14 protein-coding genes are annotated in these 14,480 nt (G+C 75.6%); 5 read left to right on the top strand and 9 right to left on the bottom strand.

Going from position 1 to position 14,480, the window contains the following annotated elements:
* Positions 1–48: 48 nt before the first annotated feature.
* Genes ACWIZO_RS13025 through ACWIZO_RS13005 form a run of 5 tightly spaced genes read right to left on the bottom strand, consistent with a single transcriptional unit; the run spans position 49 to position 5,021 of the window.
* On the bottom strand, positions 49–1,134 hold the full coding sequence (locus ACWIZO_RS13025) for a hypothetical protein (RefSeq protein WP_448642848.1): 1,086 nt from the start codon (positions 1,132–1,134) through the stop codon (positions 49–51).
* A gap of 2 nt (positions 1,135–1,136) precedes the next feature.
* The gene (locus ACWIZO_RS13020) at positions 1,137–1,802 is read right to left on the bottom strand and encodes an SCO family protein (protein WP_448642847.1); all 666 of its coding nucleotides are present in this window, start codon (positions 1,800–1,802) and stop codon (positions 1,137–1,139) included.
* Positions 1,799–2,533, bottom strand: coding sequence for a YcnI family copper-binding membrane protein (locus tag ACWIZO_RS13015; protein ID WP_448642846.1), 735 nt, complete (start codon positions 2,531–2,533; stop codon positions 1,799–1,801). The genes ACWIZO_RS13020 and ACWIZO_RS13015 overlap by 4 nt, the downstream gene beginning before the upstream one ends.
* Positions 2,534–2,574: 41 nt before the next feature.
* Positions 2,575–4,377, bottom strand: coding sequence for a copper resistance CopC/CopD family protein (locus tag ACWIZO_RS13010; protein ID WP_448642845.1), 1,803 nt, complete (start codon positions 4,375–4,377; stop codon positions 2,575–2,577).
* Positions 4,374–5,021, bottom strand: coding sequence for a zf-HC2 domain-containing protein (locus tag ACWIZO_RS13005; protein WP_448642844.1), 648 nt, complete (start codon positions 5,019–5,021; stop codon positions 4,374–4,376). The genes ACWIZO_RS13010 and ACWIZO_RS13005 overlap by 4 nt, the downstream gene beginning before the upstream one ends.
* 68 nt (positions 5,022–5,089) lie before the next feature.
* Between ACWIZO_RS13005 and ACWIZO_RS13000 the strand changes: the two genes are divergently transcribed.
* From ACWIZO_RS13000 to ACWIZO_RS12980, 5 genes are all read left to right on the top strand, one after another.
* Positions 5,090–5,641 carry a sigma-70 family RNA polymerase sigma factor gene (locus tag ACWIZO_RS13000; RefSeq protein WP_448642843.1) on the top strand — a complete coding sequence of 184 codons (552 nt, stop codon included), beginning with the start codon at positions 5,090–5,092 and terminating at the stop codon, positions 5,639–5,641.
* A 142-nt stretch (positions 5,642–5,783) separates the two neighbouring features.
* Positions 5,784–6,401, top strand: coding sequence for a DUF47 domain-containing protein (locus ACWIZO_RS12995; RefSeq protein ID WP_448642842.1), 618 nt, complete (start codon positions 5,784–5,786; stop codon positions 6,399–6,401).
* 6 nt (positions 6,402–6,407) lie between these two features.
* Positions 6,408–7,409, top strand: a complete 1,002-nt coding sequence (locus ACWIZO_RS12990) for an anion permease (protein WP_448642841.1) — start codon at positions 6,408–6,410, stop codon at positions 7,407–7,409.
* 7 nt (positions 7,410–7,416) lie between these two features.
* Positions 7,417–8,826 carry an MFS transporter gene (locus ACWIZO_RS12985; protein WP_448642840.1) on the top strand — a complete coding sequence of 470 codons (1,410 nt, stop codon included), beginning with the start codon at positions 7,417–7,419 and terminating at the stop codon, positions 8,824–8,826.
* A gap of 251 nt (positions 8,827–9,077) precedes the next feature.
* Complete coding sequence (locus ACWIZO_RS12980) at positions 9,078–10,094, top strand: sulfite exporter TauE/SafE family protein (RefSeq protein WP_448642839.1); 1,017 nt, start codon at positions 9,078–9,080, stop codon at positions 10,092–10,094.
* A gap of 193 nt (positions 10,095–10,287) precedes the next feature.
* Here ACWIZO_RS12980 and ACWIZO_RS12975 read toward each other — a convergent pair whose 3' ends face one another.
* The 4 genes from ACWIZO_RS12975 to ACWIZO_RS12960 form a co-directional block, all read right to left on the bottom strand.
* A complete protein-coding gene (locus tag ACWIZO_RS12975) occupies positions 10,288–10,785 on the bottom strand; it encodes a DUF5994 family protein (protein WP_448642838.1) in 498 nt (165 codons plus the stop codon).
* 230 nt (positions 10,786–11,015) lie between these two features.
* Positions 11,016–12,917 carry a translational GTPase TypA gene (gene typA, locus ACWIZO_RS12970; RefSeq protein WP_448642837.1) on the bottom strand — a complete coding sequence of 634 codons (1,902 nt, stop codon included), beginning with the start codon at positions 12,915–12,917 and terminating at the stop codon, positions 11,016–11,018.
* A gap of 197 nt (positions 12,918–13,114) precedes the next feature.
* Positions 13,115–13,468 (bottom strand): hypothetical protein, encoded by a 354-nt coding sequence (locus ACWIZO_RS12965; protein WP_448642836.1) that lies wholly within the window; start codon positions 13,466–13,468, stop codon positions 13,115–13,117.
* A 222-nt stretch (positions 13,469–13,690) separates the two neighbouring features.
* Positions 13,691–14,473 (bottom strand): alpha/beta fold hydrolase, encoded by a 783-nt coding sequence (locus tag ACWIZO_RS12960; RefSeq protein ID WP_448642835.1) that lies wholly within the window; start codon positions 14,471–14,473, stop codon positions 13,691–13,693.
* Positions 14,474–14,480: the final 7 nt, after the last annotated feature.

Genomic DNA, 14,480 nt, shown 5'->3' with positions numbered 1-14,480 from the left:
GCAGCCCCTGCAGGGTGGCCGTTCCAGCACGTCACCCGCGCCGGGGCGTCAGCCGGCGGGCTGGGGCTCCGGCGCCGGCCGGCGGGCGGCGGCCGGCTCCGGGTCGCGGAAGCGGCGCGCCGCGGCCAGTCCCGCCACGACCAGCCCGGCCCCGCCGGCCACCAGGACGGCGACCGCCACCCGGGCGAGCAGGGGCGGGCCGTTGCTGACCACGTGCGCGCTCCACAGCACGTCGACGTCGGGCAGCCCCTGCACGAGCAGCAGCCACCCCAGGACGACGGCACACAGCCCGGCCACCACCCCGCGGCCACGGCGGCCGGCGACGACCCCCAGCACCGCGACCAGTGCGGCGGTGACCGCGGGCAGCAGCGCGGAGAGCACCGCGGCGGCGTGCGAGGACACCGTCACCGGCGGCTCGGGCGTGCTGGCCGCGTGCCACAGCGCCGCGACCCCGCCGAGGACCAGCGCCCAGCCCAGCGGCCGGGCCGTGCGGGCCAGCAGGCCGGTGGCGGCGGCGACGGCGGCCAGCGCCAGGTGCAGCGTCCAGGTGAGCGCCGGGGACGGCGGCGGGCTCCAGGTCAGCACCCCGCGGACGGTCACCGGCGTCGAGCCGTGCGCCATCGGCACGGTCCACTCCGACACGGTGTGCGCCCGGGTCGGGTCGGCCGCCACCACCGGGGGCAGCTGTCCCTCGCTCATCCAGTGCGTGCGGTGGTCGTGCCACACGTACTGCGCCTCGGTGGAGACCTGCACCCACTCGGGCTCGGCCGCGGGATCGGCCTCCGGCGGGACCGTCGCCCGGCCGTAGCGGTCGAGGTTGACCCAGGTGGCCGGGCTGTGGGCGTTGCGCCAGACGCCGTCCGGGCCGATCCGCAGGTAGGGCTCGTCGGAGTAGCCCGGCACGGTCACCTCGGTGCCGGTGGTGTTGACCACCTCGAGCTCGTCGCCGAACTGCAGGACCCGCACGGCGACCCCAGGCACCGCCGGCTGCACCGAGGTCACCCGGCCGTCGAAGTCGCTGCCGGCGACCTCCCCGCCGACGTGCGCCGCGGCCGGCCCGGCCAGGGCCAGCCAGGCCAGCAGGCCGAGGACGACGACGGCCAGCCGCCCGGCCGCCCGGCGCCCCCGCGCCACCGCTAGGAGGCGGCGGCGACCGCGCGGAGGTCGCCGGCGATGTCCCGCGAGGTGTTGCCGGCGTCGAAGGCGACGTGCGCCTGGTCGTCGGCGCCGTAGAGCAGCAGCAGCGAGCTGTGCAGCCGGCCGTCCTCCTCCGCCAGCGGCACCCCGGCCGACAGCTGCGCCTGGTCGATCGCGTCCTGGGCGCCGGTGAGCCCCACGAACCGGGTGGGCAGGTCGGCGTCGAAGCGGCCCAGGTACTCCCCCAGCACCGCGGGGGTGTCGGCGGCCGGGTCGGTGGTGACGAACACGACCTGCACCTGCTCGGCCAGCGCCGGGTCGACGTCGCGCAGGGCGAGGGCGACGTCGGCCATCGTCGACGGGCAGACGTCCGGGCAGTTCGTGTAGCCGAAGAACAGCAGCGTCGGCCGCCCGGCCGTCGCCGACGCGAAGTCGTAGCTCGCACCCGAGGTGTCGGTGAGGGTGAAGGAGGGCCGCTGGTACGGGTCGCGCAGGTCGATGCCGGCGTAGACGTCGCCCGGCCCCTCCAGCGAGGCCGCCGCGCCGCCGGAGTGGTCGTGTCCCTCCCCGGCCGACGCGGTGTCGTTCCCGGAGCCGCAGGCGGACAGGACCAGTCCGGCGGACAGCAGCAGCGCGGCGAGCCGGCCGCGCGCGGGAGGGGTCACGAGGACACGGTACGTCGGCCCGCCCGGTAGCCGAGGACGACGCCCGCGATGCCCACGGCCAGCGCCAGCAGGGCCAGGAACAGGGCCAGGCCGGCCGGCTCGTTGCTCACCGCGCCGCCGTGGGCGTGCTCGTCCGCGGCCGCCGTCGTGGTGGCCGCGGCCGAGCCGCCGTCCGCCGCTGCCGTCAGGGACAGCGCGGGAGCGGGCTTCTCCGGCTCGGCCTGGCCCTCGACGGTGGGCTCGATCCAGGCCGACTCGGTGCCGTCGCTGTAGGTCTGCACCACCGGGTAGCTCAGGGAGTCGGCGTCGGGGAAGGGGCCGCCCGACAGCGAGAACTCCTGGAACTGGCCGGGGGCGATGCCGCCGCCGGCGTCGGCGCGGAACTCCACGACCGACACGTAGTCGCTGATTTGCTGGCCGTGCACCTCCTCCGGCTCGTCGAGCGTCGCCGAGGTCGTGGAGACCGTCCAGCCGGGCACCGGCTGCGTCTGCAGGGAGGCCATCGCGGCGTCGGCGGGGATAGAGATGCGCACGTCGACCGTGCTCGCGGTGTCGCTCTCGTTGGGCACCCGGAAGGTCAGCTTCCCGTAGCCGCCGGGGGTGGCGTCGTCCGAGGCGACCGTCACGTGCGCCGACGCGACGGTCGCGAGCACGACGGACGCGACCAGGGCGGCGAGGACGGCGGTCAGCACGACACCGGCGCGGGCCAGCGGTCGCAGGAACAGGGTCACGGTTCTCCTCACTCACTCACTCACTCGCGGTGCGCGAGCTCTCAGCGCACCGGGAAGGCGGTGCTGGCGGTGGCCGCGGTGAACTCGTCGAGGCGGACACTCACCGCGAGGGTCCAGGTGCCGGCGCCCGGGATGCTCATCCCGTCGGCCACCCAGTGACCCGGTCCGGCGGGTTCGAGGTCGACGTCGAGCGGCCCGATCTCCTGCTCGCGCTCGGTGAGCGTCACGCGCAGGTCGGCGGGCTGGTCCAGTTGCCCGGCGTCGTCGAACAGGTACAGGTGCAGGGTGTTGGCGCCGGGGCGGGCCGGGTCGACCGACACCTGGACGCTGCCGGACGCGCCGGCCGCCGACTGCAGCGGCAGCGTGACGTCGACCGGCTCGGCGACCGCGGAGCGGGCCGGCGGCGTGCCGACCAGGACGGCGGAGAGCGCCAGCACGACCGCGGCGACGGCGGCCTCGACCAGCACCGAGCGGCGCAGCGGCGCGACGTCCTCGACCGCGCCGCGGGCCTGCGCGGCCGCCCGCTCGCGCGCCGCGGTGGCCACGGTCTCCTCCGCGCCGGCTCCGGCGGCGGCGGCGGCGGCGAAGGCGTGCGCGGTGACCCGGCGGCGCCCGCCGGGCCGCGGCCGGGCGAGCCCGAGGTGCTGCTGCACCCACACCCGCGACACCCCGGCGGCGGCCAGGAGCAGCAGCACCAGGGCGAGCTTGGCCAGCAGCACCCAGCCGTAGGTCGTCGACACCAGCGCCGCCGGCGAGCCGACCTCGCGCACCGACTGGACGACGCCGGTGACCACCAGTGCGGCCACCGAGCCCGAGGCGACCCGCGACCACCGCGGCAGCGCGCCGGCCAGCTCGCCGGCCTCCGCGCCGGGCCGGAGCAGGCCGGCCAGCAGCACGGCCAGCCCGCCCAGCCACAGCGCCATCGCCGCGACGTGCACGGCCGCGACCGCGGTGGCGGCCACCGGCAGCGACCCGGCGACCGGGTGCCCCACGGCGGCGGTGGTGAGGACGACGCCGCCGGCGAGCACGGCCAGGCCGGCGGTCTCCTGCGGCTGCGGCCCGGCGCCACGCCGCCACAGCGGGACGAGCAGGGCGGCCAGCAGCAGCGCCAGCGCCGCCCGGCCGAGCGTGGTCAGCCCGAACGCCGCGGAGGCCGTGGTGGCCAGCAGCGCCGGGTCGAGCACCGAGCCCGGCCCGGAACCGGCCGCGTAGGGGCCCTGGGACAGGAAGGTGAGCACGGCGCCGACGGCCACGGCGAGCAGGCCGGCGGTGGTCAGCCGGCGCACCCGCGGCGAGGCCCAGCCGGCCGGCCAGCACAGCACCAGGAACGCCGGGACGCCGAGGCCGGCGGCCAGCCCGGCGAAGCCGAGGGTCCGCGCGGCCGGGAGCGCCGCCGCCACGAACGGGTCGACGTCGGGGTCGTCGGCCACCGCGGCGGCGTCGGCCAGCTCGCCGTCGCCGACGACGAAGGCGTAGGCCCCGCTCACCGGGTGCGAGTCGGCCGAGACGATCCGGTAGGTGACGACGTAGCTGGCGTCGGGCAGGCCGTCGCGCAGCGGGACGGTGACCGTGTCACCGTCGACCGAGGGCGCGCCGGTGTCGACGCGCTCGCCGTCCTCGCCGAGCACGCGGGCGTAGCCGGCGCCGAGGGAGACGCCCTCGGTGAAGCGCAGGGTCACCGCGCCGGGCGCCGCGTCGAGGCGGGCGCCCTCCCCCGGGTCGGTGGAGACCAGCTCGGCGTGCGCGGCGGCCGGCCCGGCGGTGACGACGCCGAGCCCCAGCCAGCCGACGAGCAGCGCGAGCAGCAGCAGCGCCGGGCGCCGTCGCAGGGCGGGGGTGCTCACGCGGGCACCCGCTCCCCGCCCAGCACCCCGGCCGGTCCGCGGCGCGGGCGCTGCCGCCAGGCGACGACGGCGACCAGCACCGCCCCGGCCAGCAGCAGCAGGTGCGCGGTGGCCCGGTCGGCGTGCACGTGCCCGGCCTGCAGGTCGCGCACGGTCGTGACGGTGAGCAGCACGGTGAAGGTCGCGAGCAGCGGCAGGGCGCCGGCGGCCAGCCGCGGCAGGGCCGCGACGGCGACGAACGCGGCGGCGACGGCGAGGTTCCAGGCCCCGGTCTCGTGCGCCATGTGCACCGGCGCGCTCATCGCCGCGCTGCCGCTGGCCAGGGCCGGCCAGGCCAGCCCGGCCTGGCCGACGCCCGCGGCGAGCAGCGCCAGCCGCAGCGCGGACAGCACCAGGCGCGTGCGGGCGGCGGCGGCCGTCCCGGGCAGCGACTGCGGCAGGGCCGCGAGGACGGCGGCGGTGAGGTCGGGCACCGGGGGCGCCGGGGCCAGCCGGGCGCGGCGGGTGACCTGCCCGGCCGCCCGCACCCAGCCGGCGCAGTCGGGGCAGGCGGCCAGGTGCCGGTCGAGATCGACGGCGGGCATGCCCAGCGGCTCGCCGTCGAGTCGTGCCGAGGCGGCCTCGCGGAACGGTGCACACTGCATGCAGCAGTAGTCGTCGCGGAGGGCCGTCCGGTTCCCGACCGGTCCGACTCGTGCGACGAAGGAGGAACGTGGACGAGCTGGAGCGCGCCGCCGCGGCCGCCGTCGAGGGCGACCCGCTGGCCGCCGCCACCCTCGTCCGGGCCACCCAGTCCGACGTCTGGCGGCTGTGCGCGGCGCTCGGTGACCGGGAGTCGGCCGACGACCTCACCCAGGAGACCTACGCGCGCGCGTTCGCCTCCCTGCACCGCTTCGAGGGCCGCTCCTCGCTGCGGACGTGGCTGCTGGCGATCGCCCGGCGGGTGTGCGCCGACGCCCTGCGGTCCCGCCGCCGGCGGCGGCTGACCCTCGTCCGCGACGACGCCGAGCTGGAGGCGCTCGGCCCCGCGGACGGCGCCGACCGGGTGGGCGAGGGCGCCGCCGTCACCGACCTGCTGGGCCGCCTGGACCCCGAGCGCCGCGAGGCCTTCGTCCTGACGCAGCTACTGGGCCTGCCCTACGCCGAGGCGGCGGAGGTGGCCGGCTGCCCGGTCGGCACGATCCGCTCCCGGGTGGCCCGCGCACGGGCCGACCTGGTCGAGGCCGTCACCGGGCAGGAGGACGACGCCCGCCGGGCCCGGTGAACGGGCACCTGACGGCGTCTGAACAACAGGTGAACGGCGGGCACCGGCCAGGCGGGGCCGCACGGGCCCACATAGGCTCCCCGGCGGTCGTCGGCCGGTACGCCTGGACCGACGCCGTCCCGACGTATGACCGGAGCCACGCGTGCCCTTCAGCCTCACGCCCAAGGACCAGAGCTTCTACCCGCTGTTCACCGCCTCGGCGGAGAACCTGGTGGCCGCCACCGACGTCCTGAGCGACTTCATCCACGACCACGCCCGCCGGGAGGAGCTCGCCGCGCGGCTGCGCGAGCTCGAGCACGCCGGCGACCAGTCGACGCACGCCATCTTCCGGCAGCTGAACTCCAGCTTCGTGACGCCGTTCGACCGCGAGGACATCTACAACCTGGCCAGCGACCTCGACGACGTCATGGACTTCGTGGAGGCCGCCGCCGACCTGGTCGTCCTCACCGGCCTGGGCACGCTGCCGGCGGAGATGAGCCAGCAGACGGCGCTGCTGCAGCGGGCGGCGCAGACCACCGCCGAGGCCATGCCGCGGCTGCGCACGATGAAGGACCTCTCCGAGTACTGGATCGAGGTCAACCGCATCGAGAACGAGGCCGACAAGCTCTACCGCCGGCTGCTCTCCCGCCTCTACAGCGGCGAGTTCGACGCGCTGGAGATCCTCAAGCTCAAGGAGGTGGCCGACCAGCTCGAGGAGGCCGCCGACGCCTTCGAGCACGTGGCCAACGTCGTCGAGACGATCACGGTCAAGGAGTCCTGACCGGCGATGGACGCGGTCTTCCTCGCGCTCGTCGCCATCATCGTCGTCGCGCTGGCCTTCGACTACACCAACGGCTTCCACGACGCGGCGAACGCGATCGCCGTCGCCGTCTCCACCAAGGCGCTCACCCCGCGGGTGGCGCTGGGGCTGGCGGCGGTGATGAACCTGGTCGGGGCCCTGCTCTCGACCGAGGTGGCCAAGACCGTCGGCGCCGGCATCATCGACGCGCCCCAGGGCAGCGAGGGCCTGGAGATCGTCTTCGCCGCGCTCATCGGCGCGATCGTGTGGAACCTGATCACCTGGTACTTCGGGCTGCCCTCGTCGTCCTCGCACGCGCTCATCGGCGGGCTCGTCGGCGCCGCGCTGGCCGCGGCGCACTCGGTGCAGTGGATGGGCATCCTCGACAAGGTCGTCATCCCGATGGTGCTCTCGCCGCTGGTCGGCTTCGGCCTGGGCTACCTGTTCATGCTGGCGATCCTGTGGACCTTCCGGGGCGCCAACGTGACCCGCGCCAACCGCGGCTTCCGGTACGCCCAGATCGCCAGCTCGGCGACGATGGCGCTGGGCCACGGCCTGCAGGACGCGCAGAAGACGATGGGCATCATGACCCTGGCGCTGTACACGGCCGGGGAGATCGACACCTTCGAGGTGCCGCTGTGGGTCGTGCTGGCGGCAGCCGGCGCGATCAGCGCGGGCACCTACTCCGGCGGCTTCCGCATCATGCGCACGCTGGGCCGCCGCATCATCCAGCTCACCCCGGCCGGCGGGTTCGCCGCGCAGACCGTGGCCTCGGGCGTCATGGTCACCACCGCGACGGTGTTCGCCGTCCCGGTCTCGACCACGCACATCACGACGACGTCGATCATGGGTGTCGGGGCCACCCGGCGGCTGTCGGCGGTGCGCTGGGGCGTGGCCGGCAACATCGTCGTCGCCTGGGTCGTGACCCTGCCGGCCGCCGGCGCGGTGGCCGCGCTGGCCTACTTCCTCACCCACCTCGTCGTCTCCTGAGCCGGGCGTGACCGGCCCGGCGTCCGCGCCGGTCGAGCTGGGGACGGCGCGGGGGCGGTGGCTGCTGCTGGCCACGGTGCTCGCCTCGGGGATGGCCTTCCTCGACGCCACCGCCGTCACCGTGGCCCTGCCGGCCATCGGCGCGGACCTGGACGCCGGCCTGGCCGGCCTGCAGTGGACGGTCACCGGCTACACGCTGGCGCTGTCCTCGCTGATCCTGCTCGGGGGCTCGCTGGGCGACCGGCTGGGTCGCCGCAGGGTGTTCCTGGTCGGTGTCGGCTGGTTCGCCGGCGCCTCGCTGCTGTGCGGCCTGGCCCCGGGCACCGCGCAGCTGGTCGCCGCGCGCGTGCTGCAGGGTGTCGGCGGGGCGCTGCTCGCGCCGGGCAGCCTCGCGCTGGTGCAGTCCTCGTTCCGGCCGGCCGACCGCGCCCGGGCCATCGGCCTGTGGTCGGCGCTCGGCGGCATCGCCGGTCTGGCCGGGCCGCTGCTCGGTGGCGCGCTCGTGGACGCCGGGAGCTGGCGACTGGTCTTCCTGCTCAACGTGCCGGTGGCCGTCGTCGTGCTCGCCGTCGCCGGGCGGCACGTGCCCGAGAGCCGCGGCGGCGGCCGGCACGGGCGCTTCGACGTCGCCGGCGCCGCGCTGGGTGCCGCGGCCCTGGGCTGCCTGACCTACGCGCTGATCACCGCCGGGGAGCGTGCCTCGGTCCTCGCCGTCGGACCGCCCGTGGCGGCCGCCCTGGCGGCGGGGACGGCGTTCGTCGTGCGCGAGCGCCGGGTGGCCGAGCCCGTGCTGCCGCCGCGGCTGTTCGCGTCCCGGCAGTTCACCGGCGCGAACCTGGCCACCTTCGCCGTCTACGCCGCGGTGGGCGGGCTGTCGCTGTTCCTCGTCCTGCAGCTGCAGACGGTGCTGGGCTACGGGGCGACCGCGGCCGGCGCCGCCGTCCTGCCCTCGATCCTGCTGATCACGCTGCTGTCGTCGCGGGCCGGGGCGCTGGCCGCGCGGACCGGGCCCCGGCTGCCCATGACCGTGGGACCGCTGGTGGCGGCGGCCGGCACGCTGTGGCTGGCCGGGGTGGACGGCACCGCGCCCTACGCCGTCGAGGTGCTGCCCGGGTCGCTGCTGCAGGGGCTGGGCATGGCGCTGACCGTGGCGCCGCTGACCGCGACCGTGCTGGCCGCGGCTCCCGAGTCGATGACCGGGGTGGCCAGCGGGGTGAACAACGCCGTCGCGCGGGCCGCGCAGCTGCTCGTCGTCGCCGCGCTGCCGGTGGCGGTGGGGCTCTCGGGCGACGACTACGCCGACCCCGCCGCGTTCACCGGCGGCTTCCGGGCGGCCCTGCTGGTCTGCGCCGGGCTCTTCACCCTGGGCGGGCTGGTGTCGTGGGTGACCATCCGCCGCGACGTCCTGGCCGGGTGACCCGGACCTCCCGGCCCCGGGTCGGCGATTGTCGATCGATCTGGTAGACATAGGACCCATGGCGGGGACGGCGGTGCTCCTGGTGGGGCGCATCCACGTCGACCTGCTGCGCGTCTGCACGGCCGCCTGTCCGCGGCGCTGACGTCCCGCGCCGTCCCGGCGCCGCTGCCCAGCACACACGTCCCGCGACGAGTCGCGCCCTCCCGCGCGCCCGCGGCCCGCCACCTCCCTGAAGACCAGGAGCCCCACCCGTGAAGACCCTCGTCCTGCTCGCGGTCGCCGGCCTCGGCGCGCAGCTCGTGGACGGCAGCCTCGGCATGGCCTACGGCGTCACCTCGACGACGCTGCTGCTCGCCTTCGGCACCAACCCCGCCGCCGCCTCCGCCACCGTCCACTTCGCCGAGATCGGCACCACCCTCATGTCGGGCGCCGCGCACTGGCGGTTCGGCAACGTCGACTGGAAGGTCGTCGCCAAGGTCGGCATCCCGGGTGCGGTCGGCGCCTTCATCGGCGCCAACGTGCTCTCGAGCCTCTCCACCGAGGTCGCCGCCCCGGTGATGTCGCTGATCCTGCTCGCGCTCGGCACCTACCTGCTGGTCCGCTTCACCCTCCGCGGCATCGACCGGCGCAACCTCGGCAAGCCGGTGCGCAAGCGCTTCCTCACCCCGCTCGGCCTGGTCGCCGGCTTCGTCGACGCCACCGGCGGTGGCGGCTGGGGCCCGGTCGGCACGCCGGCGCTGCTGGCCAGCGGCCGGATGGAGCCCCGCAAGGTCATCGGCTCGATCGACACCTCGGAGTTCCTCGTCGCCCTGGCGGCCAGCGTGGGCTTCCTCCTCGCCCTCGGCACGCAGGGCGTCAACTGGCTGTGGGCGCTCGGCCTGCTGGCCGGTGGCCTGGTCGCGGCCCCGCTCGCCGCCTGGCTGGTCCGGCACGTGCCGCCGCGGCTGCTGGGCTCGCTGGTCGGCGGGATCATCGTGCTGACCAACACCCGCACGCTGCTCAAGAGCGACTGGATCGACGCCTCCGACCCGGTCCGCTACGCCGTCTACGCGGTGATCTACGCGATCTGGGCCGCCGCCGTCGTCCACTCCTACCGCCAGTACCGCAAGGACCGCGCGCAGGAGTCGGCCGACGCCCTGGCCGTCGAGGCCGCCCGGCTGGCCGAGGCGGACGCCGACGAGCACCCGGTCCCGCCGGCCGACGCCGCCGACGCCGCGGACCTGGAGCGCAGCCTGCGCGCCGGCCGTCCCGCCGACCCACGCGACTGAGGCGGACCCAGCACGACGCAGGAGGCCCCGTCCGGCAGCTGCCGGACGGGGCCTCCTGCCGTCCCGGGAGCGGGGCGATGATCAGGTGACCTGATCATCGAGCGTCCTCCCTCACCGTGGGACGTGAGGGAGGACACCGCACGATCAGGTCACCTGATCATCGCGCGGCCCGCGCGGAGTGCTGGGAGGTCCCTCAGACCGCCCGGGTCGCCGGCAGGTCGGGCACCTGGGGCAGCGGCTGGGACCGCGCGGCGGCCATGACCATCTGCGGCGAGCGGGGCAGCCCGCGCCGCGTGCACAGGCGCAGCGCGCGGACCCCGGTGATGACGTCGGTCTCCGGCGGGACGACGAGCAGGTCGGCGCGCCGGTTCCCCCCCGCCCAGCTCAGGCAGACCACGCCGGGGTCCATGCTGCTGAAGCCGCCGGTGCGCACGATCCGGTCGTCGACGACGACCTTGCGCGGGGCCGGGAGCCACGGGGCGAGCGGATAGGTGAAGCGCTCGATGCGCAGGCCGCGCCGATCCAGCGCCGCCACGAGCTCGGGCACCTCGACGGCCAGGTCCCGGCTGCGCGGGAACCACGCCCCGTCGAAGGGGTTCTCGCCCGACCCGACGTCGGCGCGCAGGCTCACTCGGACGTCGATGCCACCGCGGAAGCCCTCGGGGCCATGCACCACCCGGGTCGTCGTCATCAGCGTCAGCCTCCCGCTCGTTGCACCGCGGGCCCGCGTCCGGGTCCGCGCGTCGACCGTAGGTCGGCGGCCCGGCGCGCCCCCGCGCGTTCCGCCCGGGCCTGTCGCCGCTCCCCGGCTCGTCATCACCTGCCGTCACGGCCCGGTGACGGCGCCGCCCCGGCACGTCCCGGGAACGCGCCGAGGCCCCCCGACCGCAGCGGCGGTCGGGGGCCTCGGGAGCCTGCGGCTCAGGCCTTGGGCTTGCGGTTCTTGGCCTTGCCGCGCTCGGTCTGGTCGAGCACCACCTTGCGGATGCGGACCGAGGCCGGGGTGACCTCCACGCACTCGTCCTCGGCGCAGAACTCCAGCGCCTGCTCCAGGTTCAGGATGCGCGGCGGGATCAGCCGCTCCAGCTCCTCGGAGGTGGACTTGCGCATGTTGGTGAGCTTCTTCTCCTTGGTGATGTTCACGTCCATGTCGTCCGGACGGGAGTTCTCACCGACGATCATGCCCTCGTAGACGTCCGTGCCCGGCTGGACCATCATCGAGCCGCGCTCCTGCAGCGAGAACATCGAGTACGTCGTCGCCACGCCCTGCCGGTCGGCGACCAGCGAGCCGGTCGGGCGGGCGCGCATGTCGCCCAGCCACGGCTCGTAGCCCTCGAGGTTGTGGTTGAGGACGCCGGTGCCGCGGGTCTCGGTGAGGAACTCGGTGCGGAACCCGATCAGGCCGCGCGAGGGGACGATGTACTCCATCCGCGCCCAGCCGGTGTCGTGGTGCACCAGGTTCTCCAGGCGCCCGCGCCGGGTGGCCAGCGCCTGGGTCAGCGTGCCCACGTACTCGCCGGGGGTGTCGATGGTGACCCGCTCGACCGGCTCGTGGAGCTTGCCGTCGATGGTCTTGGTGACCACGGTCGGCCGGCCGACGGTCAGCTCGAACTCCTCGCGGCGCAGCTGCTCGACCAGGATGGCCAGCGCCAGCTCGCCGCGGCCCTGCATCTCCCAGGTGTCGGGGCGCTCGGTGGGCAGCATCCGCACCGAGACGTTGCCGACCAGCTCCTGGTCGAGGCGGTTCTTGATCAGCCGGGCGGTGAGCTTCTTGCCCGAGCGGCCGGAGAGCGGCGCGGTGTTGATGCCGATGGTGATCGAGATCGACGGCTCGTCGACGGTCAGCGGCGGCAGCGGGCGCGGGTCGTTCGGGTCGGCGAGGGTGTCGCCGATCATGATGTCCTCGATGCCGGCGACGGCCACGAGCTCGCCGGGGCCGGCGCTTTCGGCCGGGGTGCGGGTGAGCCCCTCGGTGACCAGGAGCTCGGTGATCTTGACGTTTTTGATGGTGCCGTCGGTCCGGCACCAGGCGACCGTCTGGCCGTTCTTCATCGTCCCGGAGTGGATGCGCAGCAGCGCCAGCCGGCCCAGGTAGGGCGAGGCGTCGAGGTTGGTGACCTGCGCGCGCAGCGGCTCCTCGGCGTCGTAGGTCGGCGCCGGGATGGTGTCCAGCAGGGTCTTCACCAGCGGCGCGAGGTCGGGGCTGTCGGGGCTGGTGCCGTCGGCCGGCCGGGTGAGCGAGGCCTGCCCGGTCTTGCCGTTGCTGTAGACGATCGGGAAGTCGAGGTTGTCGACGTCCATGCCGGAGTCCTCGAGCAGCTCCATGAACAGCTCGTAGGTCTCGTCGACGACCTCGCCGATGCGCGCGTCGGAGCGGTCGGTCTTGTTGACCACGAGGATGACCGGCATCCCCTTGCCGAGCGCCTTGCGCAGCACGAAGCGGGTCTGCGGCAGCGGGCCCTCGGAGGCGTCGACGAGCAGGACGACGCCGTCGACCATCGACAGCCCGCGCTCCACCTCGCCGCCGAAGTCGGCGTGGCCGGGGGTGTCGACGATGTTGACCGTCACCGGGTTGCCGTCCTCGTCGGCCAGCCGGATGGCGGTGTTCTTCGCGAGGATGGTGATACCGCGCTCGCGCTCGAGGTCCATCGAGTCCATGACGCGGTCCTGCGTGGAGTCGTTGTCCGTCCCCTCGCCCTTGGCGCGCCCGAGGGCGCCCGCCTGGCGGAGGAGGGCGTCGACCAGGGTGGTCTTGCCGTGGTCGACGTGGGCGATGATCGCCACGTTGCGCAGGTCGTCGCGGGTGGGCATGCGGGAGGGCACCTCGGGGAGTCTGGGGACGCCGCGGCAGTGCGCGCACGCGGCATCACGAGTAACGGCCGCCGGCCCGGCGACCTTCCCATGCTAGGCGCTCAGCCGGTGCTCCCCTGCCGCCACGGAGACCCGACCACCCGTGACAGCGGCCATCCGTGAGCAGGCTCACGGGCCCGGGCGGCCCACCGGGGTGGTCAGCGGGGTGGTCAGCGGGTGAGCTCCCCGGGCCGCGGCCGGTCGGCCACCGCGTAGCTCACGCCGGCGGCGGCCAGCGTCACCAGGCCGACCGCCAGCCAGGCCGACAGCCCGACGCCGAGGGCGAGCACGTGCGCGAGGACGAACGCGCCGACGTAGAGGGCTCCCAGTCCGAGCGCGACCGCCCAGCCGCGACGCTGCACCCACAGCCGGCCCGCGCCCAGCCCGCCGGCGAGGAACACCGCACCACCCAGGGCGCGGATGCCGGTGCCCTGCGCGACGCCGAAGCCGGCCGCCAGCCCGACGGCGACGAGGGCGGCGGAGGACAGCCGGGTGCGGGCACGGGTCAGCGCGGACGTCGTCATGCCCCCAGTGTCCCCGGATCCGCGCGGGCCCTGCGGGGGTCCGGCGGTGACCGCCGCGCGCCTCCTGGATCCCGCCGACGCCCCGGCGCTGCTGGAGATCGCCAATGCGGACCGAGACTTCCCGGTACGGCCTGGCGCGGCGGTACCTGCGCATCGCCGGCCGCTGGCAGGACCATGTGCTGTTCCAGCTGCTCGACCCCGCGGCGGCGTAGCGGTTCCTCGTCAGCAGGTCGCGGCGAACTCCTGCACCCGCGCGAGGAAGCGCTCGGGCGCCACGAGGTGCAGGTGGTGGCCCAGGGGACGGCCCCGCTCGTCGGTCCAGACCTCGAGGGTCGCGGTGGGCACCCGGTCGGCCAGCCACGCGGCGTACCCCGGTCCCGGGTCGCGGCCGTGCAGCGCGAGCACCGGCACGGTCATCCCCGCGGCGATGCCCTCGGCGAGCGCGGTCAGCGACTCCGGCGTCCCCTCGAGGTAGAGCGCCCAGGTCGCCAGGACGACCTCCTGCCGGAACCGGCGGCGCCGGGCGAGGGCGGCCGTCGTCTCGTCGTCCATGGCGCCGCGGCCCCACTCGAACACCGCCGCCATGACGGCGTCGAAGCCGATCTGCTCGACCATCGACACGGCCGTCCGCACGCTCTCCCGCAGGCGGGCCAGGGTCAGCGGCAGGTCCACGAGGACGAGCCCGCGGGTGGGATGCCGCCCGGCGTGGACGCAGGAGACCAGCCCGCCCAGGCTGTGCCCGACCACCAGGGGGAGACCCTGCAGCCCGGTCGCGGCCCAGGCAGCCTGGACGTCGTCGGCCATGTCCGCGAGCTCGTAGCCGTCGCCGTCGGGTGAGTCGCCGTGGCCCCGCAGGTCCATCCGGACGACGGTGGCGGACCCGGCCAGCGCCGGGACCAGTGGGTCCCAGAACGACCGGTCCTCGGCGAGGCCGTGCACGAGGAGCAGGGGCGGCCCCTGCCCTTCGACGGTCGTGGCCAGGGGGACCGTCCGCGCGACGCTCACCCCGGAG

The sequence above is a fragment of the Geodermatophilus sp. URMC 63 genome, assembly GCF_053502565.1.
The sequence above is the reverse complement of the archived record's forward strand: the minus strand, read 5'-3'. Positions and strand labels throughout refer to the sequence as shown.

Coding starts and splice junctions, on each gene's coding strand:
- ACWIZO_RS13005 (WP_448642844.1), bottom strand. CDS start 5,021: ATGCAGTGTGCACCGTTCCGCGAGGCCGCCTCGGCACGACTCGACGGC.
- ACWIZO_RS12965 (WP_448642836.1), bottom strand. CDS start 13,468: ATGACGACGTCCGCGCTGACCCGTGCCCGCACCCGGCTGTCCTCCGCC.
- ACWIZO_RS12990 (WP_448642841.1), top strand. CDS start 6,408: ATGGACGCGGTCTTCCTCGCGCTCGTCGCCATCATCGTCGTCGCGCTG.
- ACWIZO_RS12975 (WP_448642838.1), bottom strand. CDS start 10,785: ATGACGACGACCCGGGTGGTGCATGGCCCCGAGGGCTTCCGCGGTGGC.